This is a genomic window from Pseudomonas moorei, from assembly GCF_008801475.1.
Classification (GTDB): Bacteria; Pseudomonadota; Gammaproteobacteria; order Pseudomonadales; family Pseudomonadaceae; genus Aquipseudomonas; species Aquipseudomonas moorei.
This window is the reverse complement of sequence record NZ_VZPP01000002.1, coordinates 97,309-123,409: the sequence shown is the minus strand read 5'-3', so window position 1 is coordinate 123,409 and position 26,101 is coordinate 97,309. Positions and strand designations below refer to the sequence as shown.

The window sequence follows — 26,101 nt, the reverse complement described above, 5'->3', positions numbered from 1 at the left end:
GCCCGGGCGCAATAAATCAATGCGCGTAATTGTGCCGCATTGGCGCCTGCGTTGCACGCAGGTGCGACGTACTGTAGAGCCAGCCTGCGGGCGATGAACCCGAGAACGCCGCGGGGTGTCAGGGTTCCCGCGTTCGTTCACGTCCATCGCCAGCAGGCTCGCCCCTGCAGCTTGCGGGGTTTATTTCTTGAAGCGTTCGGTCAGGGCGTCCGCCACCACGGGGTGCACGAACTTGGTGATATCGCCGCCAAGGGCTGCAATTTCACGGACCAGCGTCGAGGAAATGAACGAATAACGCTCGGACGGGGTGAGGAACAGACTCTCCACATCCGGAGCCAACTGACGGTTCATGTTGGCCAGCTGGAATTCGTATTCGAAGTCCGACACCGCGCGCAGACCACGCAGGAACACGTTGGCATTCTGCTCTTTGGCAAAGTGTGCCAGCAGTGTCGAGAAGCCGACGACTTCAACGTTCGGCAGATGTTTGGTGACCTCGCGGGCCAGCTCCACACGCTGTTCCAGGGGAAACAACGGGTTTTTCTTCGGGCTGGCGGCGACGGCAATGATCACGTGATCGAACAGGCGCGAGGCGCGTTCGACCAGATCGCCATGGCCCTTGGTAATAGGGTCGAAGGTACCTGGGTACAACACTCGGTTCATCGCGTCGTCCTGGCGGGAGTGCGTTGGGGAGTCGGATGGTATCGCAGCCTAACCGGTCGGCCAAGTCGCCTGTTGGGTAAGAAAGCACTATAGACGATGGGAATATTCGTCGTTTTCATGAGTTTTTCAAACGTTCGGCCAGGGAAGTCGCCAGTTGCGCCGTCAGCCCGTAGACCGATAGCTGCGGGTTTGCGCCAATGCTGGTGGGGAACAGCGAGCCGTCGTGAATCGACAGATTGGCCAGTTGATGATGTCGACCGAGGCTGTCGGTCACGGCGGTTTTCGGGTCTTCGCCCATGGCGCAACCGCCCATCACATGGGCGCTGCCCAGCCGCGTGCGGTACAGCTCCAGGCTCAAACCATCGATCAGCGTGCGCGCTTCGCCCAGGGTTTTCACATAGCGGGCGTCGGCGTGCATGGGCATCACGGCCTTGGCGCCACCGGCAAACTGAATCTCGGCCATGCTGTGGAACGCACGGCGCAAGCCTTCCCACACATAAGGCGAAACCTGGTAATCGAGCACCGGCGTGCCATCACCGCGCAATTCGACGGTGCCGCCGGTGCTGTCCGGGTGAAAACCGTCCCGCAGCAACGCGAGCATGGCGTGAGTATGGGGAAGGTTGGCCAGGTGCTGGGCATTTTCCTGGCCGAAACCACCAAGTAGCGTCGTGGCCAGCGCCGGGTGCAGCGGCGGCACCTCCAGTTTGTACGCCATCCTGCCCGTGGTGCCGTCCAGCCATTGGAAATGGTCGGAGTAAATCGACTGCGGTGCCCCGTAGAACGGATTGATCACCTCATCAAACAGCCCGGCAGACATGTTCACCACATGCAGGAAAGTCCGTTTGCCCAGCCGTTTGTGCGGATCGGGCGCTTCGGAACGCAGCAACAGCGCCGGGCTGTTGATCCCGCCACCGGCCAGCACGTAATGCCGCGCCTTGACCGTGATTCGACGTCCAGTGGGTTCGACGCAGCGCTCGTCCATCGCCACGCATTGCAGGCCGGTGACCTTGTCGCCAGTCAGAATGAGTTTTTCAGCGCGGGCCAGGTAAAGCAACTCGCCACCCTTTTCCAGGGTCGCCGGAATGGTCGTGACCATCATCGATTGCTTGGCGTTGGTCGGGCAGCCCATGCCGCAGTAGCCGAGGTTCCAGCAGCCGCGCACGTTGCGCGGGATCACATGCCAGCTGTAACCGAGTTTCTCGCAGCCTTTGCGGATCACGTCGTTGTTGGCATTGGGTGGAACCATCCACGGCGCCACCCCCAGGCGCTGCTCCATTTTCTCGAACCACGGCGCCATTTCAGCCGGTGAGTGGCCTTTTACGTTGTGCTCCCTGGCCCAGTGTTCCAGGGTCGGTTCCGGGGTGCGGAAGCTTGAGGTCCAGTTGATCAACGTGGTGCCGCCCACCGCCCGGCCCTGGAGAATGGTGATCGCTCCATCCTTGCTCATGCGGCCGATACCTTCCTGATAAAGGCTGGCGTAGGCCTGGTCTTCAAGCAGTTTGAAGTCACTGCTGGTCTTGAGCGGTCCCTCCTCGATCAGCAGCACTTTGTAGCCGGCTGCGCTGAGGATTTCGGCCGTGGTTCCACCGCCGGCGCCACTGCCGATGATCGCCACATCCGCTTCGAGGGTCAGGTCCTGGGTCAGTTGTGAGCCGTTGTAGGTTTTCCAGCCACGGGCCATGCCTTCGCGGAACGGATCGGGTACGGGCATCTTGGGGTTCTCTTGTTGTTATGGTTTGGATCAGCGGTGTTCATGACGCCTTCTTCGCGAGCAGGCTTGCTCCCACAAGGGGAGGCGATTCTCTGTGGGAGCGAACCTGCCCGCGATAGGGTTGACTCGACTTCAAACCGTGGGCGGCCCGGGATACCCGCAGTGCGCCCACGATTCCTTGCGCCCGTACCAGGCCATCATCACCAGTTGCAGTAACGAGCTGTGACCCATGCGTAACAGGCTCAAGGAGCTGTTTTCCCAGCGATCGAGAAAGTGCCGGATCTCATCGCCGCTGGCGTTTTCCCAGCTGCCCCAGATACCGGTCAGCGGCCCGCGGGTCACGGCCATGCCCAGCACGTCGAACAACTGCCGGGTCAACTTGAGCATTTCCGGTGACAGGTGATCGAGGCTGTAGTCCAGGCCTTTGAGGGTCCCTTCGACGGCGTCGGGCATCCGTTCGACGGGCACGGCACCGTCGAGCATGACTGGCACCAGTGCCCGCAGACACAGCAGGTCGCCACTGCGCAGGGCCGCGAAACCGCTGGCTGCAATGCTCGACGAGCAACCGCTGAGGCTGGCCCCCAACCCGGCGGTGGCAAGAAAGGCGCTGGCGCCGAGGCTGAATTTGAGCAGGCCGCGCCGTGACAGCGCGGGTGTATCGGACAGGCTTGGGCTCATTATTGTTATTACCCGAGGGTGATGATCGTTAGCGGATGAACAACTTCTGGATCAGTTTCTGAATGGATTTCCCGTACGGCGGGTAGATCAGTTTCGCCGCGTTGAACCGCTGTTTGATCAGCACACCCTTGGCCTTGCTGAAGGTCAGGAATCCTTCGTGGCCATGGTAATGGCCCATGCCAGAGGCGCCAATGCCGCCGAACGGCATGTCGTCCTGGGCAACGTGCAGCAGGGTGTCGTTCAGGCACACGCCGCCGGAATGGGTTTCATGAAGTACGCGGTTTTGCTCGCGTTTGTCGTAGCCGAAGTAGTACAGCGCTAGTGGTCGAGGGCGCTGGTTGATGTAGGAAAACGCCTGATCCAGGCCCTTGTACGGCACGATGGGCAGCAATGGGCCGAAGATTTCATCCTGCATCACCGTCATGTCGTCGCTGACGTTGAGCAGCAAGCAATGGCCCATACGGCGTCCCTGGGCCTGTTCGAACAGCGGTATCAGCAGCGCGCCTTTGCTGGTGGCATCGCTGATATAGCCATTGAGTCGCGCCAGTTGGCGGTCATTGATGATTGCGGTGTAGTCCGGGTTGTCGGCCAGGGTCGGATAAAACCCGCGAACCGCCTGGCGATAGGCCTCGACGAAAGATCCGACGCGTTCTTCGGGCACCAGCACGTAGTCCGGCGCCACGCAGGTTTGCCCGGCGTTGAGGGTCTTGCCGAAAGCGATGCGTTCGGCGGCGTCCTTGAGGGGGACGTCGCGGGATACGATGGCTGGGGATTTGCCGCCCAGTTCGAGGGTCACCGGCGTCAGGTTCTCCGCAGCGGCCCGCATCACGTGTTTGCCGATGCTGGTGGCGCCGGTGAACAACAAATGATCGAAATGCAGTCGTGAGAACGCGACGCCGATGTCGGCCTCGCCCAGTACCACGCAGACCAGGTCTGCGGGAAAGATGCGCCCCAGCAGTTCCTTGAGCAGCAAACCGGTAGCGGGGGTCGACTCGCTGAGCTTGAGCATCACCCGATTGCCCGCCGACAGCGCACCGACCAAAGGCCCGATGGCCAGGTACAGCGGGTAGTTCCACGGCACGATCACCCCGACCACGCCCAGCGGCTGGTAGACCACTTTCGCCGAGGCTGGCTGGAAGGCTACGCCGACCTTGCGTCGCGACGCTCGCATCCAGCCCTTGAGGTGGCGGCTGGCGTAATGAATGCCATGCAGGCTGGGCATCAATTCGGCGAGCAGGGTTTCATCGGCGCTGCGATGGCTGAAGTCCTGGCTGATGGCGTCGATCAAGGATTGGCGTTCGCTGCTCAACAGGTCGCGCAAGGCCTTGAGCCATTGCTGGCGCTGGGCCGCGGGTGGCATCGGGTTGGCGGCGTAGGCGGCGCGCTGCGCGTCGAAGAGGTTTTGGAGTTCTTCCAGAGGCTGCTGCAAGTCTTGCAGGTAGGAAATTTCAGCGGTCATGGTCGGCTCCGAATTTATTGTAATGAGGCTCGTTTTAGAGTCTATGCTCTAGAAAGTCAAATGACATCCTGCCGCAGCTTTGTTTTATCCCTGTCCGGTTAGGTCGTAAGATGCCCGTCAACGCACTCTGAATTAAAGCTCAAGCCATGGCCCCAAGGATCAAAACCAGCGAGCGCATCGTGCAGAACAGCCTGGAGCTGTTCAATCAACAGGGCGAGCGCAGCATCAGCACCAATCACATCGCTGCTCACATGGAGATTTCTCCAGGCAACCTGTACTACCACTTCCCCAACAAGCAGGCGATCATCGCTGTGCTGTTCAGTGAGTACGAAAGCCTGGTGGACAGTTTCCTGCGTCCGCCACAGGGCCGCGCCGCCACAGTGGAAGACAAGCGCTACTACCTCAAGGAGCTGCTCTCGGCGATGTGGCGCTACCGGTTTTTGCATCGAGACCTCGAACATTTGCTCGACAGCGATGCAGACCTGGCCGGGCGCTATCGGCGCTTTTCCCAGCGCTGCCTGATCCAGGGCACGCACATCTACGAAGGCTTCGTCGAGGCAGGCATCCTGAAGATGGATCGGGTGCAGATCGAATCCCTGACCCTCAATGCCTGGATCATCCTCACGTCCTGGGTGCGCTTTCTGTGCACCACGCGGGAAAACTCCAGCCACCTCAGCGAGCAAGCGATCAAGCGCGGGGTCTATCAGGTATTGGTGCTTGAGGCCGGCTTCGTCACGGATCAGGCGCGCGATGCGGTCAACGCCTTGTTCGAAGAGTTTTACGTGCCGCTGGCCCAGGCTCTGGAAGAGCTGTGAATCGCAAAGTGCAGTAGGATCGTCATTCGACACCATCACAGGAGCCTGTTATGCCCATTGCGCAACTGATCAGCCCGCCAGCACTGGACCTGAAGAAGGACCAGCCGGGGTTGGTGATTCTGGATTGTCGTTTTGCCCTCGAGGACCCGGATTACGGTCAGCGCAGTTATGCCGAAGGACACATCGCCGGGTCGAGCTTCGCCGATCTTGAACGCGATCTCAGCGGCAAAGTGGTCAGGGGCGTGACCGGGCGTCATCCGTTGCCCGAGCCGGCCGACCTGATCGAGCGCCTGCAAGCCTGGGGCATCAACGCCGACAGCGAAGTGGTTTTGTATGACGATGGTCCCGGGGCCTACGCGGCTCGGGCCTGGTGGTTGCTGGCGTGGCTGGGCAAGCGTGATGGCGTGTTCATCCTCGATGGCGGGCTCAAAGCCTGGCATGCCGCGGGGTTACCGTTGAGTCTGGACGCGCCTTCAATCACTCGCGGTACCTTTACCGGGAGTCCCGACGCCTCGCTGTTGCTCAGCGCAGAACAGTTGCACAAGCGTCTGGGCCAACCCGCACTGACCTTGCTTGACGCCCGCGCCTTGCCGCGCTTCAAGGGCGAAGTGGAGCCGATCGATCCGATTGCCGGGCACATCCCCGGCGCGCAGTGTGCGGCGTTCACCGACAACCTGGGCAGCGATGGGCGTTTCCTTCCGGCCGATCAACTCAAGCAGCGTTTTGCGGCGAAGCTGCAAGATCGTTCGCCAACTGAGCTGGTGGCGTATTGCGGCTCCGGTGTGACGGCTTGCCATAACCTGTTTGCGTTGTGCCTGGCGGGTTATCCGTTGGGTTCGTTGTATGCCGGGTCGTGGAGTGAGTGGATCAACGAGCCTGCTCGGGGCATCGCCACCGGCGAATAAACAGCGCAAACCTGTGGGAGCAGGCTCGCTCCCACATTGTTTTTGTCGTCATCAGGATCCGGGCAACTGCCGCGCACTGCGATACGCCCCCGGCCCAACCCCATACACCTGCTTGAATTGCCGACTCAGATGGCTCTGGTCGGCAAATCCCAACTGCGTCGCAACTTCCAGCGGCCAGCAACCGCCCTGCAAGAGTGCCCGCGCCCGAGCGATGCGTTGTTGCATCAGCCAGGTGTGCGGCGGCATGCCAGTGGCGCGGCGGAACACCCGGGCAAAGTGAAAGGGCGACAAGTTCACAGCCGCTGCCAGTTCTTCCAGCGAGGGAGGCGCCGCCAGGCGCGTGTGCAGCAGGTCCTTGGCCAAGGTCACCGCCCGGTGTTCCTTGCCCGGTTTTCCCGCATCCGCAACTGCCGCGTGGCGCTGCAACAGAGACAGCATCAGTTCACGCCAGGCGGTCTGTTGTTGCAGTGCGCTGGCCGGGCTTTCCAACAAGCGGTGCAATTGGCAGAAGCCGTTCACCAGATCCGGATCGCGGTACAGCGTGGCACCGAACGCCGGCAGGTTGTGGGTGGGCAATTCGAGTTCGGCCAGCAGCGACAGGATCTGCCCGCTATCGGGATAAAACGCCCGGTATAACCAGCCGTCCTCCGTACCCTTGTGCCCGGTGTGCAGTTCATCCGGGTTGATCAACACCAGTGTGCCGCTGCCAGCCAGATGCTCGGCACCGCGATACCGGTAGCGCTGGGCGCCGGCCATGATCATGCCGATCACGTAGCCGTCGTGCACATGAGGGGCGAAACGCTGCTCGATGTAGCGCGCCGACAATAACTCGACCCCGGCCAGCGGCGCGGTATGCCAGAAGTGGATGGATTCGCCCTGAGGGTTGTTCACGGTCTACTCGCGGGCCACGGTGGCCAGCCACTGTGGGATGCGCCGTTCCAGGTAGTACCCCGGTTGGCGGAACGAGCCGTCGACAAATCCGACATGCCCGCCTTTGGCCTGCAACTCGAAATGCGTGCAGGCCGACAGCTCTTGAGTTTGGGGCAGGCTGTGGGGAAATACGAAGGGGTCGTCGGCGGCCTGAATGATCAGGGTTGGCGTGCGGATTTCGCCGAGGAAGTAGCGGCTCGACGCGCGGCGATAGTAGTCCTCGGCATCGGCAAAACCATTCAGCGGTGCAGTCACCCGGCCGTCGAAATCCCAGAACGTGCGCATGTTCTCCAGCGAGCCCAGCGCCGCGATTGCCGCCAGGCCGTCTTCGCGCCCGTCGTGCTGGAACTGCCGTTGCTTGTTCTTGATGTAGGCCAGCATCTCGCGCATGAAATGCGCCTGATAGACCTTGGAAAATCCCTGGCCGATGCGGTCGGCACATTGGTCGAGGCGAAACGGCACTGACACCGCCACCGCACCGAGCACGCCGCTGGCACTGCCGGTTTCGCCCAGGTGTTTAAGCAACACATTGCCGCCCAAGGAGTAGCCGACCGCAAACAGCGGAGCGAGAGGGCGTTTGGCGCGCAAGTGCCTGATGGTTTCGGCCAGGTCTTCACTGGCACCGGAATGGTAGCTGCGCGGCAGCAGATTGGGCTCGCCGGAGCAGCCGCGCCAGTTCAGCGCGACACTGGCCCAGCCGCGATCGCCCAGCGCCTTTTGTATCCCGGCCACATAAGGCGAATTCGACGAACCTGTCAGGCCGTGCAACACCAGGACCAGGGGCGCATCGATGCTGTGCGGACCGTGCCAGTCGAGGTCGAGGAAGTCGCCATCCTCAAGCCACAGGCGTTCACGCTCACGCTGAAGATGAGTGGTTTTGCGCCACAGCGGTCCCCACAAGGTTTGCAAGTGCGGGTTGCCGAGGCCGAAGGCCGGGATGAAGCGTTCTGACGGATGGGACACGAGTGTTCTCGAAGCATCGGCGCGTGCCTTGAAGGAGGCACGCACCTTGTTCAGGCCGATCGATTAGCCGGCAATCTCTGCCATACGTTGCCACAACGAATAATAGACCCGCCCGGACTTTTGCTCCCGGTGCAGACGCCAGTTGCCTGGCAGGCCCAAGGTGGAGGGTGCGGTTTCGCTTTCGGTATAAACCCAGGCGTCGTCTGCCAGCCACTGACGCTCTTCAAGCAACGTACAAACGGCGGGTAACAGGTTTTGGTTGAACGGCGGGTCGAGGAATACCAGGTCGTAGGCAACCGCTGGCTGGGTTTCCAGATAGCGCAGGGCGTCGGCGGTCTGCACCTGGCCAGTGGTGCAGCGCAGCGTACCCAGATGCTCCTTGAGGCTGGATACCGCCAAGCTGCTGGCGTCCAGCGCCTGGCCCATGGCTGCACCACGGGACAAAGCCTCGAGAAACAGCGCGCCACTGCCGGTGAACGGGTCGAGCACCTTGGCGCCGGGGACGTAGGGAGCCAGCCAGTTGAACAGGGTTTCACGCACCCGGTCCGGCGTCGGGCGCAGGCCCGGAGCGTCAGGGAAGCTCAGCTTTCGGCTGCGCCATTCGCCGCCGATGATGCGCAGTTGGTTCACGCCGTTATGCACGTTGTGAACCGGTTTTTTAGGACGGGAAGTGGCCATTAATGCTCCGGAACCCCGAGCGGTTGCTCGGCAGGTTTATCAGTAGGGGCCGGTAACGGCTTTTGTGGCACGGTCGGGCCAGCGCTGACGATGACCATTTTGTCCGTGCTCAGGTGTTTGTTCAGTGCAGACCGGACTTGCTCGACAGTCAGGTTCTGGGACTGTTGCATGAAGTCCTCCAGATGACTCAACGGCAGGTTATAGAAGCCGATGGCGCCCAGTTGGCCGACAATGTCGGCGTTGCTGGCGGTCGACAGCGGGAAGCTGCCGGACAGTTCGCGCTTGGCGTCGTCGAGTTCTTTTTCGGTCGGGCCGGTTTTAAGGTAGTCGGCCAGCACGTCCTGCACCAGCTTCAGGGTGCCTTCGCTCATTTCGGCGCGGGTCTGCAGATTGATCATGAACGGGCCGCGCGCCTGCATCGGGGTGAAGCCCGAATACACGCCATAAGACAGGCCACGCTTTTCGCGGACTTCGCTCATCAGGCGAGTGCCGAAACCGCCACCGCCGAGGATCTGGTTACCCATGGACAGGGCCGCGTAGTCCGGATCGTCACGGTCGATGCCCAGTTGCGCGATCATCAGATTGGTCTGCTTGGACGGAAACTCGATGTGGCTGACGCTGGCCTTGGGTTCGGCCGGTTGCGCGATTTTCGGCAGGGCCGGGCCTTTGGGCAGGGCCGCGGAAACCTTTGCTGCAATGGCTTCGGCTTCAGTGCGGGACAAGTCACCCACCAGTGCGATCACTACGTTTCCGGCAGCGTAGGCTTTCTGGTGGAACGCACGCAGTTGCTCCAGGGTGATGGCCGGAATGGTGTCCGCCGTGCCGTCGCTGGAATGCGCATACGGGTGATCGCCATACAGGCGGTTCATCAATTCGACGCTGGCCAGTTTGCCGGGATTCTGTTTCTGGTATTCGAAACCGGCGAGCAACTGGTTCTTGATGCGGGTAAAGGAATCAGCGGGGAACGTCGGTTTGCCCACGACTTCGGCGAACAGCTTCAAGGCTGGCTCGCGTTTGTCCGCGGCGCTGAGGCTGCGCAAGAAGGCGACCGCCATGTCTTTGTAGGCACCGTTGCCGAAATCGGCGCCCAGTCCTTCGAAGCCCTGGGCAATCGCGCTGACGTCTTTGCCGGCGACGCCTTCGTTGAGCATGGCGTTGGTCAGGGTCGCCAGACCGGGTGCATCGCCATCCTGGCTGCTGCCGGCGGCGAAGATCAGGCGCATGTCGAACATCGGCAGCTCACGGGCTTCGACAAACAGCACCTTGGCGCCTTCGGCTGTTTGCCAGGTCTGGATGTCGAGTTTGCGATGGCTCGGTGCCTTGCCGTTGAGCGCGGTCAGCGATTGCAGTTTCTGGCTGGCCCTGGCTTTGTCCAGTGCCTCGCTGGCAATGGAATCATCAGTCTTGGAGAAATAGAACGCGGCTGAGCCGATCAGCATGGCTGCGATCAGGCCCAGCAGGGCCAGGCGCGATTTTTTACGCTCACTCATGAGTCGTCTCCTCTGGCAGAACATGGGCGACGCTGAGACGTTCGCGGGTGAAATACAGCTTGGCGGCTTTCTGGATATCTTGCGGTGTCACGCTTTCAAGGTCGGTGAGCTCGGTGTCCATCACTTTCCAGGACAGGCCGACGGTTTCCAGTTGACCAATAGCAGAGGCCTGGCTGGTGATCGAGTCACGTTCGTAAACCAGACCGGCGATGACCTGCGCACGCACGCGCTCGAGTTCTTCGCTGGACGGGGCGGTGGTTTTAAGTTGTTCGAGCAGCTTCCACAAACCGGCTTCTGCCTGTTCGATGGTTTTGTTTTTCTGACTGTTAGGGGTTGCCGACAGCGTGAACAGACTGTCGCCACGGGTGTAGGCGTCGTAACTCGACGAGCCGCCGGACACCAGCTCTTCGCCACGCTCCAACTGGGTCGGGATGCGAGCGCTGTAGCCGCCGTCGAGCAGGGCGGAAATCAGGCGCAAGGCGTTCACCGAGCGTTTGTCTTCGGCGGTGGCAATGCTCGGTACGTTGAATGCCAGCATCAGGCTGGGCAATTGGGTCTTCACGTGCAGGGTGATCTGGCGCTCGCCGGGCTCGGCCAGTTCCAGCGGAATCTTCGCCGGCGGCACGTCGCGTCTGGCGATCGGCCCGAAGTAACGCTGGGCCAGGGCTTTGACTTCGTCCGGGGTCACATCGCCGACCACCACCAGCGTGGCGTTGTTCGGCACGTACCAGGATTGATACCAGTGGCGCAGCTCTTCGACCTTCATGCGGTCAAGATCCGCCATCCAGCCGATGGTGGGCGTGTGATAGCCGCTGGCCGGGTAGGCCATGGCCTTGAAGCGCTCGTAGGCCTTGGACATCGGTTTGTCGTCGGTGCGCAGGCGGCGTTCTTCTTTAATGACTTCGATTTCCCGGGCGAACTCATCGGCCGGCAGGCGCAGGCTGGCCATGCGGTCGGCTTCCAGTTCGAAGGCCACGCCCAGGCGATCGCGGGCCAGCACCTGGTAATACGCGGTGAAGTCGTCGCTGGTGAAGGCGTTCTCTTCGGCGCCGAGGTCACGCAGGATCAGCGAGGCTTCGCCGGGACCGACTTTCTCGCTGCCCTTGAACATCATGTGTTCCAGGGCGTGGGACAACCCGGTCTGACCCGGAGTCTCGTAGCTGGAGCCGACCTTGTACCAGACCTGTGAAACCACCACCGGCGCGCGATGATCTTCGCGCACGACGACCTTCAGGCCATTGTCGAGGGTGAATTCGTGGGTGGGTTGCGGGTCGGCAGCCAGGGCCGAAAGGGGCAGGCAAACTGTGCCGAGCAGCAGGCCTGCGGCGCGGCGGGCTAGAGCATTCATTCGTTTTTAAACCTTTGGGGCTGTCCGCTTGGTCTTAGCCTAGGCGGGCGAGGAGGTGCTAGGATACTGATCCGTTTTAGCGGCGGCCACGCCTATCAGGCCTTTATGCTTGATCAGGTTGATTGGGTTTACGACGGAAGGTGGATATTTATCAACTGAATTCCGCTTTTTCGCCGATTTTGCTGCTTTAGTCCTATGAGAAGTCGATTTCTTGAGGCGCCGTTGAGCACCTCGACAAAATGTTGCGCGTGAACAAGCTGGATGAATCACAGTCTGTTCTGCATCGAATATTTATTTGCCGGGGCGCCCGTTGGCGCGTCGCTACCGTGAGATAGCCGTCCCCCATGTTTGGTTCCAACGACGACAAGAAGACCCCAGCTGCGGCTGGCGAAAAGAAAAGCCTGTTCGGATGGCTGCGCAAAAAACCGCAGGAACCCGTCGTCGAACAGCCACAGTCAACGCCCGAGCCAGCGCCTGCGCCAGTTGTGTCGCCAATCGCAGAGCCGGTACTGCAACCGGTTGCCGAACCTGTAGATGAAGTTCCGGCCGAATTGCCCCGGACCCCGGTCGCTCAGCCCTGGCTGACGTTGCCGGTGGCGGAAGAACCGGTGGCCCTGGTTGAAGATGAGCAGGCGCCACACGTGACGCCGCCGATTCCTGCGCAGCCTCCTGTGGCTCATGAGCCGGTTCGTGCGCCAGTGATCGAGCCGGTTATTGCCGCGCCGGTTGTCGAGGCTGCGCCGGTATTCGTCCCACCGGTTGCACCGGTTGTCAAAGCGCCAGAGCCTGCACCTGCACCTGCACCTGCACCTGCACCTGCACCTGCACCTGCACCTGCACCTGCACCTGCACCTGTTGTCGCTGCACCGGTCGAACCGCCGGCTGAACCTGTTCGCACCGAAGAAACCAAGGCCGGTTTCTTCGCCCGCCTCAAACAGGGCCTGTCCAAGACCAGCGCCAGCATCGGCGAAGGCATGGCCAGCCTGTTTCTGGGCAAGAAAGCCATCGACGATGATCTGCTTGATGATCTCGAAACCCGTCTGCTGACCGCCGACGTCGGCGTCGAAGCCACTTCGGTGATCATTCAGCGCCTGACCCAGAAGGTTGCGCGCAAGGAGCTGGCTGACTCCGATGCCTTGTACAAGTCCCTGCAAGCCGAACTCGCGGCCATGCTCAAGCCCGTCGAGCAACCGCTGAAAATCACCTCGCAAAACAAGCCGTTCGTGATTCTGGTCGTTGGCGTCAACGGTGCCGGCAAGACCACCACCATCGGCAAGCTGGCAAAGAAACTGCAGCTGGAAGGCAAGAAAGTCATGCTCGCTGCCGGTGACACCTTCCGTGCCGCAGCGGTCGAACAATTGCAGGTCTGGGGTGAGCGCAACAAGATTCCGGTCATCGCCCAGCACACGGGTGCCGACTCGGCCTCGGTTATCTTCGACGCCGTGCAGGCCGCCAAGGCCCGTGGCATTGATGTGCTGATCGCCGACACCGCCGGTCGTCTGCACACCAAAGACAACCTGATGGAAGAACTGAAGAAAGTTCGGCGGGTGATCGGCAAGCTCGACGCCGATGCACCGCACGAAGTGTTGCTGGTGCTCGATGCCGGCACCGGCCAGAACGCCATCAACCAGGCCAAACAGTTCAACCAGACCGTCGAACTGACTGGCCTGGCACTGACCAAGCTCGACGGAACCGCCAAGGGCGGGGTGATTTTTGCCCTGGCCAAGCAGTTCGGTCTGCCGATCCGCTATATCGGCGTCGGTGAAGGCATCGACGATTTGCGCACTTTTGAAGCTGAACCCTTTGTCCAGGCACTGTTTGCCGAGCGGGAGCGTTCATGATTCGTTTCGAACAGGTCGGTAAACGCTACCCGAACGGTCACGTCGGCTTGCATGAGCTGAGCTTTCGAGTCCGTCGCGGTGAGTTTTTGTTTGTAACCGGCCATTCCGGTGCCGGTAAAAGTACTTTGTTGCGGTTGCTGCTGGCCATGGAACGTCCCACCAGCGGCAAGTTGCTGCTGGCCGGGCAGGACCTGAGCACCATCAGCAACGCGCAGATTCCATTTTTGCGCCGACAGATCGGCGTGGTGTTCCAGAACCACCAGCTGTTGTTTGATCGCACGGTGTTCAACAACGTCGCGCTGCCGTTGCAGATTCTTGGCCTGTCCAAGGCGGAAATCGCCAAGCGCGTGGATTCGGCCCTGGAGCGTGTAGCGCTGTCGGACAAGACCGATCTGTACCCCGGCGACCTCTCCACCGGCCAGCAACAGCGCGTCGGCATTGCCCGCGCCATCGTCCACCGTCCGGCGTTGCTGCTGGCGGACGAACCGACCGGTAACCTCGACCCGCGTCTGGCGGCGGAAATCATGGGTGTGTTTGAAGACATCAACCGTCTGGGCACCAGCGTGCTGATCGCCAGTCACGACCTGGCCCTGATCGCGCGCATGCGCCATCGCATGCTGACCCTGCAACGCGGTCGATTGATTGGCGACGGGGAGGCCGGCGTATGAGTGCGACTCGCAGTCCAAAGGTTTCCGAGCGTGTAGCCCCGAAGGCCGCCGATCCGCAACCGACCAAGAAAAAGCACGACGACGATGACGGCCCGGACTTCGCCACGCTGTTCCGTGCCTGGGTCGAGAGCCATCGCGCCAGTCTGCTCGACAGCTTGCGTCGTCTGGGCAAGCAGCCTATCGGCAGTTTTTTCACCTGCATGGTGATGGCCGTGGCCCTGAGTTTGCCCATGGGTCTGTCACTTTTGCTAAGTAACGTTGAGCGTCTGGGTGGTTCCTGGCAGCGAGCTGCGCAAATTTCCCTGTACCTGCAACTCGAAGCCAGCCCGGCCGAAGGCGAGGCGCTGCGCGAGCGGATCAAGGCTATGCCGGGCGTAGCCGATGCCGAATACGTTGGGCGGGATCAAGCGCTGGAAGAGTTCCAGCAGCAGTCTGGCCTGGGCGACGCGCTCAAGGAGTTGCCGGAAAACCCGCTGCCCGGCGTGGTCCTGGTGACGCCGAACGAAGTCGATAAGCCGACTCTTGAAGCATTAAGACAAAAACTTTCCGAGCTGCCGAAGGTACAGCAGGCGCAGCTTGATTTAGTCTGGGTGGAGCGTCTGGCAGCCATTCTCAAGCTGGGCGACCGTTTTGTTTTCGGTCTGACCGTGCTTCTGGTTTCTGCATTACTTTTGGTGATAGGCAATACCATTCGTCTTCATATTGAAAACCGCCGCACAGAGATAGAAGTGATTAAACTGGTTGGCGGCACTGACAGCTATGTACGCAGGCCCTTTCTCTATATGGGCGCGCTTTATGGCTTCGGTGCGGGGATTTTTTCCTGGGGTGTATTGGCGTTTGGCCTTAACTGGCTGAATGACGCGGTAGTCGGGCTGGCCGGTTTGTACGGCAGTGATTTCGCGCTGGCCGGAGTGCCGGTTGCCGACGGTCTGTCTCTCTTGCTTGGCGCGGTGCTGTTAGGGTATATCGGTGCATGGATTGCAGTCGCACGCCACCTGAGGGAGCTTGCGCCTAAGTAGTGTCATTTTGCTCGTATTGACCTTTCAGCTTTTATGGGAACTTGCTCTTCGGTTTCCGGTCAATTTTCGCAGTGCTTAACTGCACGAGTTTTGTAAGTCGGAGGTTTTTTCGTATGACCAATTCTTTGCAGCCTGCATATGCTCTGGTCCCGGGTGCGAACCTGGAGGCCTATGTGCACACGGTGAACAGCATTCCTTTGCTGACGCCGGAGCAGGAGCGTGAACTGGCCGAGAGTCTCTATTATGAGCAGGATCTTGAGGCGGCTCGGCAGATGGTGCTCGCCCACCTGCGTTTTGTCGTACATATCGCCCGTAGCTATTCCGGCTACGGTCTGGCTCAGGCTGACCTGATCCAGGAAGGTAACGTCGGCCTGATGAAGGCCGTGAAGCGCTTCAACCCGGAAATGGGCGTGCGCCTGGTGTCCTTTGCCGTGCACTGGATCAAGGCTGAAATCCACGAATTTATCCTGCGCAACTGGCGTATCGTGAAAGTCGCGACCACCAAGGCCCAGCGCAAACTGTTCTTCAATCTGCGCAGCCAGAAGAAACGTCTGGCCTGGTTGAACAATGAGGAAGTCCATCGTGTGGCGGAAAGCCTCGGCGTAGAGCCGCGGGAAGTGCGCGAGATGGAAAGTCGCCTGACCGGCCATGACATGGCCTTCGACCCGGCTGCTGAAGCTGACGACGACAGTGCTTTCCAGTCGCCGGCCAACTACCTGGAAGACCACCGGTACGATCCGGCCCGTCAACTGGAAGATGCCGACTGGAGCGACAACTCCAATCACAACCTGCACGAAGCGCTGGAAGTGCTGGACGACCGCAGTCGAGACATCCTCTATCAGCGTTGGCTGGCAGAAGAAAAAGCCACGCTGCACGACCTGGCGCAGAAGTACAACGTGTCGGCCGAGCGTATTCGTCAGCTTGAGAAGAGCGCGATGAACAAACTCAAGTTGTCGATTGCCGCGTAACCGGCAAGCAGGCAATAAAAAACGCCCCGATCATTGATCGGGGCGTTTTTGTTTCTGGCCTCACACATAACCAATGTGGGAGCGTCATTGAGACCACGGCGCCCGGCGCGAATCGTTCAGTCCCACCAGATAGCTGTCGCCCCCCAACTGGCTCATCTGCTGCCGAATCCACCCCGCACGCCGCGAAACGTAAGAAGTCGGATGGCTGGCGCTCCACACGCGCGGGTTGGGCAGCACGGCGGCCAATAGACTCGATTGCTGTCGACTAAGGTTTTTCGCGCTGATTCCAAAATGATGTCGTGCTGCCGCCTCGGCGCCAAACACCCCGTCATCCCATTCGACACTGTTGAGATACACCTCGAGAATCCGCTGCTTGGGCCAGAACACTTCGATCAGGCCGGTAAACCAGGCTTCCAGGCCTTTGCGCAACCAGCTGCGACCGGACCACAGGAACAGGTTTTTCGAAACCTGCTGGCTCAGGGTGCTGGCGCCGCGAACCGTACCGCCGAGTTCGTTATGGGCCAGTGCGGCCTGGATCGCTCCGAAGTCAAAGCCCCAGTGCTCCGGGAATTTCTGATCCTCACCCGCGATCACCGCCACTTTCAGGTCATCCGAGATTTCATCCCAGGGCTTCCAGGTGCGTTGCAGGTCAATGGGTTCGCCGTTGAACCAGGATTCAATCTTGCGTTCAACCATCAACGCCGTCCCCGGCGGTGGTACCACGCGAAAAATCAGCACGAGCAGTACGCTGCCGCCCATGAACCAGAGCACGGCCTTCGTGAATCGACGGAAAAATATACGCAGCATAGAGATGGCTTGGCCGAACCCGTTGAGCGGGCCATTATACAGACCCTGTTGATTGCGTCTGACTGGAGTTCTTCATGCTGCGTGGCTTTCTGATGCTGGCCGCTTTTTTCGGTTTCACCGGTGTCGGCCTTGGCGCATTCGCCGCCCACGGTCTGAAAAATCGCCTGAGTGCCGAGTACCTGGCCATTTTCCACACCGGCGTCACCTATCAACTGGTGCATACACTGGCGCTGCTGGGTGTGGCGCTGCTGGCCACGCAGGTGCCCGGTCGACTGATCACCTGGGCCGGTGCGTCCTTTGCCATCGGCATCCTGCTGTTCTCCGGCAGTCTGTACGTGCTGACGCTGACAGGCTTCAGCAAGCTCGGCATCATCACGCCTTTTGGCGGCCTGGCATTCCTGGTTGGCTGGTTTTGCCTGGGCCTTGCCGCCTGGCGCTTGCAGCTTACCGCTTGACGCTTGTTGCTGACCTTTAGGTCACGATCGGGCTAGAATGCCAGCCCCTAAAAATGATGGCGGCATCCGGCATGCGCATTCAGTTGAACGGCGAATCCTTTGAACTGCCCGACGGTGAAACCGTTGCGGCCCTGCTGACCCGTCTGGACCTGACCGGACGTCGGGTGGCGGTCGAACTCAATCTGGATATCGTCCCGCGCAGTCAGCATGCCGATACCACGCTCAATGACGGCGACAACGTCGAAGTCGTGCATGCCATCGGCGGCGGCTAGCCGTCTGGCCCGTATGGGCCGAGAATTCTGCAAGACCCTCACTCCTACAGAGGATTTCCCATGAGCATCGTTCGTAGCGACAAGCCCTTCGTCCTGGCTGGTCGTACTTACCAGTCGCGTTTGCTGGTAGGTACCGGCAAGTACCGTGACATGGAAGAAACCCGCCTGGCCATCGAGGCCTCGGGTGCCGAGATCGTCACTTTCGCAGTGCGTCGTACCAACCTCGGCCAGAACGCGGGCGAACCGAACCTGCTGGATTTCCTGTCGCCGGATCGCTACACCTTTCTGCCGAACACTGCCGGTTGCTATGACGCAGTCGAGGCCGTGCGCACCTGCCGCCTGGCGCGTGAGCTGCTCGATGGTCACAACCTGGTGAAGCTGGAAGTGCTGGCGGACCAGAAAACCCTGTTTCCCAACGTGATCGAAACCCTCAAGGCCGCGGAGTCGCTGGTCAAGGAAGGCTTCGACGTGATGGTCTACACCAGCGACGACCCGATCATCGCCCGGCAACTGGCGGAAATCGGCTGCATCGCGGTGATGCCGCTGGCCGGCCTGATCGGCTCTGGCCTGGGGATCTGCAACCCGTACAACCTGCAGATCATCCTTGAAGAAGCGAAGATCCCGGTGCTGGTGGATGCCGGTGTCGGTACCGCTTCCGACGCTACCATCGCCATGGAACTGGGTTGTGACGCCGTCCTGATGAACTCGGCGATCGCCCACGCCCAGCAGCCGATCATGATGGCTGAAGCCATGAAACACGCCATCGTTGCGGGCCGTTTGGCTTACCTCGCTGGCCGCATGCCGAAAAAACTCTATGCCAGCGCCTCTTCGCCGCTGGATGGTCTGATCAAGTAAGAGCCATTGATGACTGAATCGAACGACACGCCTATCCAGACGGAAGAAGGCGACGAGCGCCAACACCGCCGCATCAAGAGTTTCGTGATGCGTGCCGGGCGCATGACCGAAGGCCAACAACGTGGCCTGGAGCAGGGTGCACCGCTGTTCGTGCTGCCCCTGGCCGACGCGCCGGTGGACTTCGACCAGGTGTTCGGTCGCTCGGCACCGCGCTCGCTGGAAATCGGTTTCGGCATGGGCCATTCGCTGCTGGAAATGGCGGCGGCTTCGCCGGAGCAGGATTTCATCGGTGTCGAAGTGCACCGTCCGGGCGTTGGTGCGTTGCTCAATGGCGTGCTGACCCAGGGTTTGACCAACCTGCGGGTCTACGATTGCGATGCCATCGAAGTGCTCAACCGTTGCGTGGCCGACAACAGCCTCGATCGCCTGATGCTGTTTTTCCCGGATCCATGGCACAAGAGCCGTCATCACAAGCGTCGCATCGTTCAGGCTTCGTTCGCTGAACTGGTACGCAGCAAGTTGAAGGTCGGCGGCATCCTGCACATGGCCACCGACTGGGAACCGTACGCTGAATACATGCTGGAAGTGATGAACGTCGCGCCGGGTTATCGCAACCTGGCCGAAGACGGCAAATGTGTACCGCGCCCGGCCGAGCGGCCGATCACCAAGTTCGAACGTCGTGGCGAACGTCTTGGGCATGGTGTGTGGGATCTGAAGTTCGAAAAACTGGCGTAGGAGCGAGCTTGCTCGCGACAAACCAGAGAACAACGCGGGGCTCCAGATGCCCCGCGTTTTCGTTAACGATCATCGCGAGCAGGCTCGCTCCTACAGTGGATGTTCGGTGCAGCTGAAGTCAGCGGCGGTCAGCGACGACGCCGATGAGCACCAGCACCACCAGCAACACCGGCGCCAGGCTGTAGTTGTTGAATTGGCTCAAGCCGCGAACGATCCACGGCGTGGCGTAGATCAGCGCGGCGCCACTGCCCACCATGCACAGCAATGCCATCAACGGTACGCGCAAGGCGCCAGCAATGCTGCCCAGGCGTTGCTCGACCCAGCCTTTGAAGTCCGCGCCAAACAGCACCAGCAGACAGCCCACCAGGGCCAGGGCGATTTCCGAGAGATTGCTGCGGCTCCAGCGAGAAACGGTGGCGAGCAGGTCGAGTACCAGATCCATTCGATTTCCTTATGTCAGAAACTTTTGCAGCAAGTCGTTGAGGAATAGCTGTCCGCGCTCGGTAGCCGCCAGACGTGTCGGTTCGACCTGCAACAGGCCACTTTGTTCGGCTTCGCGACGCGCTTCGGCCAGGCTTTCCAGGGACAGGCCGGTGCGTTCCGGGTACAGCCGCGATTCGACCCCTTCGGTCAGGCGCAGGGCATTCATCAGGAACTCGAACGGCATCTCGTCGTTGGTCAGGGCTTTCTCGCCCGCCTGGAAGCTTTTGGCCGGGTTGAGGTAGTCCTTCGGCAGGCGAGTCTTCCAGGTTCGCACGATGCGCCCGTCCGGATGGCTGAGCTTGCCGTGGGCGCCGGCACCAATGCCAATGAAGTCGCCGAAACTCCAGTAATTGAGGTTATGCCGTGCCGGCCGGCCCGGTTGGGCGTAGGCCGAGACCTCGTACTGCGCGTAACCGTGTTCGGCCAGCAGTGCCTGGCCGGCTTCCTGAATGTCCCACAAGGTGTCGTCTTCCGGCAGCGTCGGCGGCTGGTTCCAGAACACGGTGTTCGGCTCCAGGGTCAGCTGATACCAGGAAAGGTGGGTCGGCTTCAGGGCGATGGCCTGGCGCAGGTCGCTCAGGGCGTCCTCCAGTGACTGATCCGGCAGGCCGTGCATCAGGTCCAGGTTGAAGTTATCGAACCCGGCCTGACGCGCCATGCCAGCGGCTCGCACCGCTTCGTCGCCGTTGTGAATCCGCCCCAGCGCCTCGAGCTTTGCTTGCTGGAAGCTCTGGATGCCGATCGACAGTCGATTGATGCCGAGCGCCCGATAGGCGACGAATTTCTCTTGCTCGAACGTGCCGGGGTTGGCTTCCAGGGTGATTTCGATGTCGTGGGCAAAGGGAATGCGCTGTTCGACGCCTTTGAGCAGTCGGCCCAGCGCGGCGGCGCTGAACAGGCTCGGCGTGCCGCCACCGAAGAAAATCGAGGTCAACTCGCGGCCATAGACAGCGTGCAGGTCCTGATCGAGGTCGGCCAGCAACGCATCGACATACTCCTCTTCCGGCAGCACCGGGCTGGCGGTATGGGAGTTGAAGTCGCAGTAAGGGCATTTGCGCACACACCACGGGATGTGGATGTACAGCGCCAAAGGCGGCAGGACCGGCAGGGCCGCCCGAGGCGATTGCGCGGCACCGCCGAAGATCAGCGGCGACGCGGAGCGGTCGTGGGTCATTTCAGGCCCAGACGCTGGCGCAGCAGATCCATTGCACGGGCGCGGTGACTGATCTGGTTCTTGTCGCCCGGGCTCAGCTCGGCGCTGGAGCAATCGCGCTCCGGCACCCAGAAGAGCGGGTCGTAGCCAAAGCCGTGTTCGCCACTGGCCTCATTCAGGATGCGACCATGCCACAGGCCCTCGCAGAGAATCGGCAGCGGGTCTTCAGCATGTCGCACCAGGGCCAGCACGCAGACGAACTGTGCGCCGCGCTCGGCCTCGGGCACGTCCTTGAGGACGTCCAGCAATTTGGCGTTGTTCGCCGCATCGCCTTTGCCGTCGGCATATCGCGCCGAGTAGATGCCCGGCGCACCGCCGAGGAAGTCCACCGCCAACCCGGAATCGTCGGCCAGCGCCGGCAAGCCGGAAATGCGCGCGGCGTTGCGGGCCTTGAGAATGGCGTTCTCGACGAACGACAGGCCGGTTTCTTCAGGCTCGACCTGGCTGAACTCGCCGATCGAGCGCAGTTGCACCGAGTCGCCGAGCATGGCCTGGAGTTCCTTGAGTTTGCCGGCGTTGTGGCTGGCCAGTACGAGTTGCGTGAAGTTGATCATTCGCCGGGGAAGAGCTCTTGGTTGAAATTGATGGTGTTGATTTTGTCACCGGTCTGCACCTTGATCTCGAAGGTGCGGGTTTCCTGTTGAGGCACAGGGTACTGAGCGATGTAATAAATGGCGCCCTGCTCGGTGATCTGTTTAAAGCTCAGTGGCACGCTCTGGCTGGTAAGGTCTTTGACCGTGCCGGTGACTTGCGCCATCAGCGGTTTACCGTCCTTGAGCACCGAAATATTGATCACGCCCTGATTCTTGCTGCGAATGAGCTCGGCCGATTTGGCGATGTCCGGCGTCAGGTAGGTGGAATTGAAGGTGTTGTAGTGCACCGTCACGTCGCCAAAGGTTTCCTGGCGCTCGCTTTTGATGACGTCGGCGGCCATGGCCGTGACGCTCAGGCAGGCGGTGAGTAGAAACAGCGCTAGACGACCCATGATCGTTCTCCTCGAAATGTGGTGATTCAGACCGCGACCTTGTGGTCCGCAAGCCCCGGGCTGCTGACGCGGTAGATACCGATCTCACCTAACAGATTAGGCCATAGCTTACTGGCCCACCCGTGCCGATGCTGTTGATCCACGGCAAGCCGATCAATGACCTTGGCTTCACGTTCGCGACACAAGGCTTCAAAGTCTTCGAAAGTGCAAAAGTGGATGTTTGGCGTGTTGTACCAGGTGTATGGCAGAAACTCGGAAACCGGCATCCGCCCCTTGCTGGCCAGGTACCAGCGGCAGCGCCAGTGACCGAAGTTGGGGAAGGTGATGATGCACTGACGTCCGACCCGCAGCATTTCGTCGAGGATCTTGTCTGGGTAATGCACCGCCTGCAGCGCCTGGGTCATGACCACGATGTCGAAGCTGTTGCTGGCAAAGTTGCCCAGGCCCTTGTCCAGGTCCTGTTCGATGACGTTGATGCCCTTGGCCATGCATTCGGCGATGTTGTCGGCGTCGTTTTCCAAGCCATAACCGGTGACCTGCTTGTTATCACGCAGCCAGGCCAGCAACTCGCCATCGCCGCAACCCAGGTCGAGCACGCGGCTACCGGCGGGGATCCATTCCTGGATGATTTCCAGATCAGCTCTCATGGCTATCTCACAACGTAATGCGGTTCATGTAATTGCCGAACGCCTGCAAGTAACGCGGGATCGGAATCAGGAAGGCGTCGTGGCCCTGCGGCGCGTCGATTTCCAGGTAGCAGACGTCCTTGCGCGCGGCCATCAGTGCGTCCACCAGTTCCCGCGAGCGGGCAGGGGAGAAGCGCCAGTCGGTGGTGAACGACATCACACAGAACTTGGCGGTGGCGCCGGCGAAGGTCTTGGCCAGGTCATCGTCGAAATTGGCGGCCGGATCGAAGTAGTCCAGGGCCTTGGTCATCAGCAGGTAAGTGTTGGCGTCGAATCGCCCGGAGAACTCTTCCCCCTGGTAGCGCAGGTAGCTTTCGACCTGGAACTCGACGCTGTGGAAGTCGTAGTTGAGCTTCTCGCTTTTCAGGCCGCGACCGAATTTCTCGCCCATGGAATCGTCGGACAGATACGTGATGTGCCCGACCATCCGTGCCAGCATCAGGCCGCGCTTGGGGATCACGCCAAATTCCTGGAACGAACCGCCGTGGAATTCCGGGTCGGTGAGAATCGCCTGACGTGCCACTTCGTTGAAGGCAATGTTCTGCGCCGACAGCTTCGGTGCCGAGGCGATGGCCAGGCAGTGTCGTACGCGGTCCGGGTACGTGATGGTCCACTGCAGGGCCTGCATTCCGCCCAGGCTGCCGCCGATGACGGCCGCCCATTGGCCGATGCCAAGCAAGTCGGCGAGGCGCGCCTGGCTGTGCACCCAGTCTTCCACGGTCAGCACCGGGAAGTCGGCACCAAATGGCTTGCCGCTCTCCGGGTTGATGCTGCTCGGGCCGGTGGAGCCATTGCAGCCGCCGAGGTTGTTCAGGCTGACCACGAAGAATTTGTTGGTGTCGATGGGCTTGCCGGGGCCGATGCAGCTGTCCCACCAACCGGGTTTGCGGTCGTCAGGGCTGTGATAGCCGGCCGCGTGGTGGTGTCCGGACAAGGCGTGGCAGATCAGCACGGCGTTGCTCGCCGTGGCGTTCAGCGTGCCATAGGTTTCGTAAATCAAGTCATAGGCTGGTAGCGAACGACCGCAGGCCAACGCCAGGGGTTCGCTGAAGTGCGCCACTTGCGGCGTCACCAGACCAACAGAATCGGGGGGAAAGGCAGCTGGCATCGACCCTGCTCTCATTGAAATGAGGCGTAAGTCTAAAGACCAGTGGGGTTAGCGGCAAGCAAAGGGCGGGCCTGATTTCATTCAGTTGTACCGAGGCGCTTCATTCGCGAGCAGGGTCGCTCCCACAGGGGAAACGCATTCCAATGTGGCAGCGAGCCTGCTCGCGATGAATGATGAAGCGGTTTAGATCAAACCGAATAATTCCTTAGGCATCAGCGCGTAGTAAGCCAGGCGCGGAATCAGCCAGCTTTGCAGCAATTGCAGTGCGATAAAGGCGAAGATGGGCGAGATGTCGAGGCCGCCCAGGTTCGGAATGATCCGGCGGAAGGGTGCAAGTACCGGTTCGGTGATCTGCTGGACCAGTTCTGCGCCGGGGTTATGGCTGCCAGGAGCGACCCAGGACAGGATCACACTGATGATCATCGCCCAGAACAGGATCTTCAAAAACAGCGCGAAGATGCCGATCAAAGCCCATGGCACCAGGAACAGCACGTCGACCTTGTACCCGCTGAGCAGCAGGATGACGGCGAACAGCACCATCTGCACGATCAGCGCCAACACCAAAGACGACATGTCCAGCCCGAACATGCTCGGGATGACCCGGCGCAGTGGCTTGAGCAACGGTTGGGTGGCCTTCACGGCGAACTGGCAGAGCGGGTTGTAGAAGTTTGCCCGCACCAGTTGCAGGATAAAGCGCAACAGCACGACCAGCAGATACAGGCTGCCCAGGGTTTGAATCACAAAAATGGCAGCGTCATTGAGTCCGAGCATCATTGATTCCTTTGTGAGAGCGGATTAGCGACCGAGTTGCTCAGCCATTTCGGCCGAACGGTGCGCGGCGGCGCCCAGTGCTTTTTCGACCAGCGCTTCGAAGCCGCCAGCCTGGAACGATTTGATCGCCGCTTCCGTGGTGCCCGCAGGCGAGGTCACGCGGCGACGCAATTCAGCCGCGTCGACGTCGCTGGACACCGCCATGTGAGCGGCGCCCAATGCGGTTTGCAGGGTCAATTGAGCGGCGATGTCGGCTGGCAGGCCGAGTTTCACGCCGGCGGCGGTCATGGCTTCGATCAGCAGGAAGAAGTAGGCAGGGCCCGAGCCGGAAACGGCGGTGACCGCATCCAGTTGCTGCTCCTGCTCCAGCCACAAGGCAATCCCGACGGCCGACAGCAGCTCTTGCGCTTGCTGACGCTGTTCGGCGCTGACCTGAGGCGTGGCGAACAAGCCACTCACGCCCTGACGCAGCAGCGCCGGGGTGTTGGGCATGCAACGCACGATCGGCTGGGCGCCGAGCCAGTTGTTCATGCTGGCGCAGGTGATGCCGGCGGCAATGGAAACCACCAGTTGCTCAGGCTTCAGGCTTGGACGGATCGCTTCGCAGACCGTTTTCATCGCTTGAGGCTTGACCGCCAGCACGATCACGTCGGCACCGTCGATGGCCTGTGCGTTGTCGGCAAAGGTTTCGATGCCGTGTTCGGCGCTTACCCGGGCGCGGGTTTCTTCACCCGGGTCACTGGCGCGGATCTGCGTGGCGTCCAGACCTTTGGCCCGCAGGCCGCCGATCAGACTGGCGGCCATGTTACCGGCACCGATAAAGGCGATACGCGTCTTGCTCATGTCAGGTCCTTATCAAAAGTGTGTAAGCCATGGATCAAGGCTGTGAATAGTCGCGAGCGCCAAACAGGGCCGTACCAATGCGGACCCAGGTGGCGCCCTGAGCGATGGCCGATTCGAGATCGTGGCTCATGCCCATGGAAAGTGTGTCGAGCGGCAGATTGAGGCTGGCTTGCAGGTTCTGCACGGCAGCAAAGGCGGCATCCTGGGCGGCGCGATCTTCAGTCGGCTCGGGAATCGCCATCAATCCGCGCAACTTGAGGCGTGGCAGGGCACTGATGGCATTGGCCAGGGCCGGCAGGTCGGCCGGGGTGCAGCCGGATTTACTGGCCTCACCGCTGACATTGACCTGGATGCAGATGTTCAACGGTGGCAAATCGGCAGGTCGTTGTTCGGACAAGCGTTGAGCAATTTTCAGGCGATCCACGGAATGCACCCAGGCGAAGTGCTCGGCGATTGCGCGAGTCTTGTTCGATTGAATGGGGCCGATGAAGTGCCAGATCAAGGGCAGGTCGGCCAATTCGAGCTGCTTGCCGAGGGCTTCCTGCAGGTAGTTTTCGCCAAAGTCGCGCAAGCCGGCGGCATAGGCGTCGCGCAGGGCTTGTGCGGGTTTGGTCTTGCTCACGGCCAGCAACTGGACGCTGTGTTCGTCCCGGTTGGCGGCGAGGGCGGCGGCGCGGATGCGCGAACTAACCAGTTCAATGTTGTCTGCTATCGTGGACATTCAAGAGGCGCCAGCGGGTCTGAGGTTGGCGGCA

29 protein-coding genes are annotated in these 26,101 nt (G+C 60.9%); 10 read left to right on the top strand and 19 right to left on the bottom strand.

The window, feature by feature from the left end; translation table 11 throughout:
- Positions 1-180: 180 nt before the first annotated feature.
- The 4 genes from coaD to F7R06_RS03495 all read right to left on the bottom strand — a co-directional run bounded on the left by coaD (position 181) and on the right by F7R06_RS03495 (position 4,508).
- Entirely contained in the window at positions 181-660 is a 480-nt protein-coding gene (gene coaD / locus F7R06_RS03510; protein ID WP_007939322.1) for a pantetheine-phosphate adenylyltransferase, read from the bottom strand.
- 115 nt (positions 661-775) lie between these two features.
- Positions 776-2,371 carry a GMC family oxidoreductase gene (locus tag F7R06_RS03505; RefSeq protein WP_090326153.1) on the bottom strand — a complete coding sequence of 532 codons (1,596 nt, stop codon included), beginning with the start codon at positions 2,369-2,371 and terminating at the stop codon, positions 776-778.
- 132 nt (positions 2,372-2,503) lie between these two features.
- Complete coding sequence (locus F7R06_RS03500; RefSeq protein ID WP_090326151.1) at positions 2,504-3,049, bottom strand: twin-arginine translocation pathway signal protein; 546 nt, start codon at positions 3,047-3,049, stop codon at positions 2,504-2,506.
- A gap of 28 nt (positions 3,050-3,077) precedes the next feature.
- Positions 3,078-4,508 carry a coniferyl aldehyde dehydrogenase gene (locus tag F7R06_RS03495; protein ID WP_090326148.1) on the bottom strand — a complete coding sequence of 477 codons (1,431 nt, stop codon included), beginning with the start codon at positions 4,506-4,508 and terminating at the stop codon, positions 3,078-3,080.
- A 146-nt stretch (positions 4,509-4,654) separates the two neighbouring features.
- On the opposite strand from F7R06_RS03495, the gene F7R06_RS03490 reads away from it, so the two are divergent.
- Positions 4,655-5,323: a TetR/AcrR family transcriptional regulator gene (locus tag F7R06_RS03490; RefSeq protein ID WP_090326146.1), complete on the top strand. Its 669-nt coding sequence runs from the start codon at positions 4,655-4,657 to the stop codon at positions 5,321-5,323.
- A 50-nt stretch (positions 5,324-5,373) separates the two neighbouring features.
- Positions 5,374-6,228, top strand: coding sequence for a sulfurtransferase (locus F7R06_RS03485; RefSeq protein WP_090326143.1), 855 nt, complete (start codon positions 5,374-5,376; stop codon positions 6,226-6,228).
- Positions 6,229-6,279: 51 nt separating this feature from the next.
- Here F7R06_RS03485 and F7R06_RS03480 read toward each other — a convergent pair whose 3' ends face one another.
- The 5 genes from F7R06_RS03480 to F7R06_RS03460 all read right to left on the bottom strand — a co-directional run bounded on the left by F7R06_RS03480 (position 6,280) and on the right by F7R06_RS03460 (position 11,637).
- A complete protein-coding gene (locus F7R06_RS03480; RefSeq protein ID WP_090326142.1) occupies positions 6,280-7,119 on the bottom strand; it encodes an AraC family transcriptional regulator in 840 nt (279 codons plus the stop codon).
- 3 nt (positions 7,120-7,122) lie between these two features.
- Positions 7,123-8,121, bottom strand: coding sequence for a hydrolase (locus F7R06_RS03475; RefSeq protein WP_090326140.1), 999 nt, complete (start codon positions 8,119-8,121; stop codon positions 7,123-7,125).
- 63 nt (positions 8,122-8,184) lie between these two features.
- Entirely contained in the window at positions 8,185-8,799 is a 615-nt protein-coding gene (gene rsmD, locus F7R06_RS03470; RefSeq protein ID WP_090326137.1) for a 16S rRNA (guanine(966)-N(2))-methyltransferase RsmD, read from the bottom strand.
- Positions 8,799-10,289: a M16 family metallopeptidase gene (locus F7R06_RS03465; protein WP_090326134.1), complete on the bottom strand. Its 1,491-nt coding sequence runs from the start codon at positions 10,287-10,289 to the stop codon at positions 8,799-8,801. The genes rsmD and F7R06_RS03465 overlap by 1 nt, the downstream gene beginning before the upstream one ends.
- Positions 10,282-11,637, bottom strand: coding sequence for a M16 family metallopeptidase (locus tag F7R06_RS03460; RefSeq protein ID WP_090326132.1), 1,356 nt, complete (start codon positions 11,635-11,637; stop codon positions 10,282-10,284). The genes F7R06_RS03465 and F7R06_RS03460 overlap by 8 nt, the downstream gene beginning before the upstream one ends.
- A gap of 344 nt (positions 11,638-11,981) precedes the next feature.
- Here F7R06_RS03460 and ftsY point away from each other — a divergent pair, with 344 nt between their 5' ends.
- From ftsY to rpoH, 4 genes are all read left to right on the top strand, one after another.
- Positions 11,982-13,478 carry a signal recognition particle-docking protein FtsY gene (ftsY, locus tag F7R06_RS03455; protein WP_090326129.1) on the top strand — a complete coding sequence of 499 codons (1,497 nt, stop codon included), beginning with the start codon at positions 11,982-11,984 and terminating at the stop codon, positions 13,476-13,478.
- Positions 13,475-14,146 (top strand): cell division ATP-binding protein FtsE, encoded by a 672-nt coding sequence (gene ftsE / locus F7R06_RS03450; RefSeq protein ID WP_003229148.1) that lies wholly within the window; start codon positions 13,475-13,477, stop codon positions 14,144-14,146. The genes ftsY and ftsE overlap by 4 nt, the downstream gene beginning before the upstream one ends.
- A complete protein-coding gene (gene ftsX / locus F7R06_RS03445) occupies positions 14,143-15,165 on the top strand; it encodes a permease-like cell division protein FtsX (protein WP_090326126.1) in 1,023 nt (340 codons plus the stop codon). The genes ftsE and ftsX overlap by 4 nt, the downstream gene beginning before the upstream one ends.
- Positions 15,166-15,278: 113 nt before the next feature.
- Positions 15,279-16,133 carry an RNA polymerase sigma factor RpoH gene (gene rpoH / locus F7R06_RS03440; RefSeq protein WP_047534555.1) on the top strand — a complete coding sequence of 285 codons (855 nt, stop codon included), beginning with the start codon at positions 15,279-15,281 and terminating at the stop codon, positions 16,131-16,133.
- 84 nt (positions 16,134-16,217) lie between these two features.
- On the opposite strand, the gene mtgA is transcribed toward rpoH, so the two are convergent.
- The gene (gene mtgA / locus F7R06_RS03435; protein WP_090326122.1) at positions 16,218-16,940 is read right to left on the bottom strand and encodes a monofunctional biosynthetic peptidoglycan transglycosylase; all 723 of its coding nucleotides are present in this window, start codon (positions 16,938-16,940) and stop codon (positions 16,218-16,220) included.
- A gap of 74 nt (positions 16,941-17,014) precedes the next feature.
- On the opposite strand from mtgA, the gene F7R06_RS03430 reads away from it, so the two are divergent.
- The 4 genes from F7R06_RS03430 to trmB all read left to right on the top strand — a co-directional run bounded on the left by F7R06_RS03430 (position 17,015) and on the right by trmB (position 19,257).
- Positions 17,015-17,395, top strand: coding sequence for a DUF423 domain-containing protein (locus F7R06_RS03430; RefSeq protein WP_090326120.1), 381 nt, complete (start codon positions 17,015-17,017; stop codon positions 17,393-17,395).
- Between the two features lie 71 nt (positions 17,396-17,466).
- Positions 17,467-17,667: a sulfur carrier protein ThiS gene (thiS, locus tag F7R06_RS03425; protein ID WP_007953386.1), complete on the top strand. Its 201-nt coding sequence runs from the start codon at positions 17,467-17,469 to the stop codon at positions 17,665-17,667.
- A 60-nt stretch (positions 17,668-17,727) separates the two neighbouring features.
- Positions 17,728-18,522 (top strand): thiazole synthase, encoded by a 795-nt coding sequence (locus tag F7R06_RS03420; protein ID WP_090326117.1) that lies wholly within the window; start codon positions 17,728-17,730, stop codon positions 18,520-18,522.
- A 9-nt stretch (positions 18,523-18,531) separates the two neighbouring features.
- On the top strand, positions 18,532-19,257 hold the full coding sequence (gene trmB, locus F7R06_RS03415) for a tRNA (guanosine(46)-N7)-methyltransferase TrmB (RefSeq protein WP_090326115.1): 726 nt from the start codon (positions 18,532-18,534) through the stop codon (positions 19,255-19,257).
- Between the two features lie 118 nt (positions 19,258-19,375).
- Here the strand turns inward: trmB and F7R06_RS03410 are convergent, their stop codons facing one another.
- From F7R06_RS03410 to F7R06_RS03370, 9 genes are all read right to left on the bottom strand, one after another.
- Complete coding sequence (locus F7R06_RS03410) at positions 19,376-19,699, bottom strand: DUF3392 domain-containing protein (protein ID WP_056853986.1); 324 nt, start codon at positions 19,697-19,699, stop codon at positions 19,376-19,378.
- Positions 19,700-19,708: 9 nt separating this feature from the next.
- Positions 19,709-20,914, bottom strand: a complete 1,206-nt coding sequence (gene hemW, locus F7R06_RS03405; RefSeq protein ID WP_090326112.1) for a radical SAM family heme chaperone HemW — start codon at positions 20,912-20,914, stop codon at positions 19,709-19,711.
- The gene (rdgB, locus tag F7R06_RS03400; protein WP_090326109.1) at positions 20,911-21,507 is read right to left on the bottom strand and encodes an RdgB/HAM1 family non-canonical purine NTP pyrophosphatase; all 597 of its coding nucleotides are present in this window, start codon (positions 21,505-21,507) and stop codon (positions 20,911-20,913) included. The genes hemW and rdgB overlap by 4 nt, the downstream gene beginning before the upstream one ends.
- Positions 21,504-21,938, bottom strand: a complete 435-nt coding sequence (locus tag F7R06_RS03395) for a DUF4426 domain-containing protein (RefSeq protein ID WP_090326107.1) — start codon at positions 21,936-21,938, stop codon at positions 21,504-21,506. Before F7R06_RS03395 ends, rdgB begins: the two co-directional genes overlap by 4 nt.
- Before the next feature lie 26 nt (positions 21,939-21,964).
- Positions 21,965-22,585, bottom strand: a complete 621-nt coding sequence (metW, locus tag F7R06_RS03390; RefSeq protein WP_090326104.1) for a methionine biosynthesis protein MetW — start codon at positions 22,583-22,585, stop codon at positions 21,965-21,967.
- 7 nt (positions 22,586-22,592) lie between these two features.
- A complete protein-coding gene (gene metX, locus F7R06_RS03385; RefSeq protein WP_090326101.1) occupies positions 22,593-23,732 on the bottom strand; it encodes a homoserine O-succinyltransferase MetX in 1,140 nt (379 codons plus the stop codon).
- A gap of 183 nt (positions 23,733-23,915) precedes the next feature.
- Positions 23,916-24,503 (bottom strand): YggT family protein, encoded by a 588-nt coding sequence (locus F7R06_RS03380; protein ID WP_090326098.1) that lies wholly within the window; start codon positions 24,501-24,503, stop codon positions 23,916-23,918.
- Between the two features lie 24 nt (positions 24,504-24,527).
- Entirely contained in the window at positions 24,528-25,346 is an 819-nt protein-coding gene (gene proC, locus F7R06_RS03375; RefSeq protein WP_090326095.1) for a pyrroline-5-carboxylate reductase, read from the bottom strand.
- A 34-nt stretch (positions 25,347-25,380) separates the two neighbouring features.
- Entirely contained in the window at positions 25,381-26,067 is a 687-nt protein-coding gene (locus tag F7R06_RS03370; protein WP_090326092.1) for a YggS family pyridoxal phosphate-dependent enzyme, read from the bottom strand.
- Between the last annotated feature and the right edge of the window lie 34 nt (positions 26,068-26,101).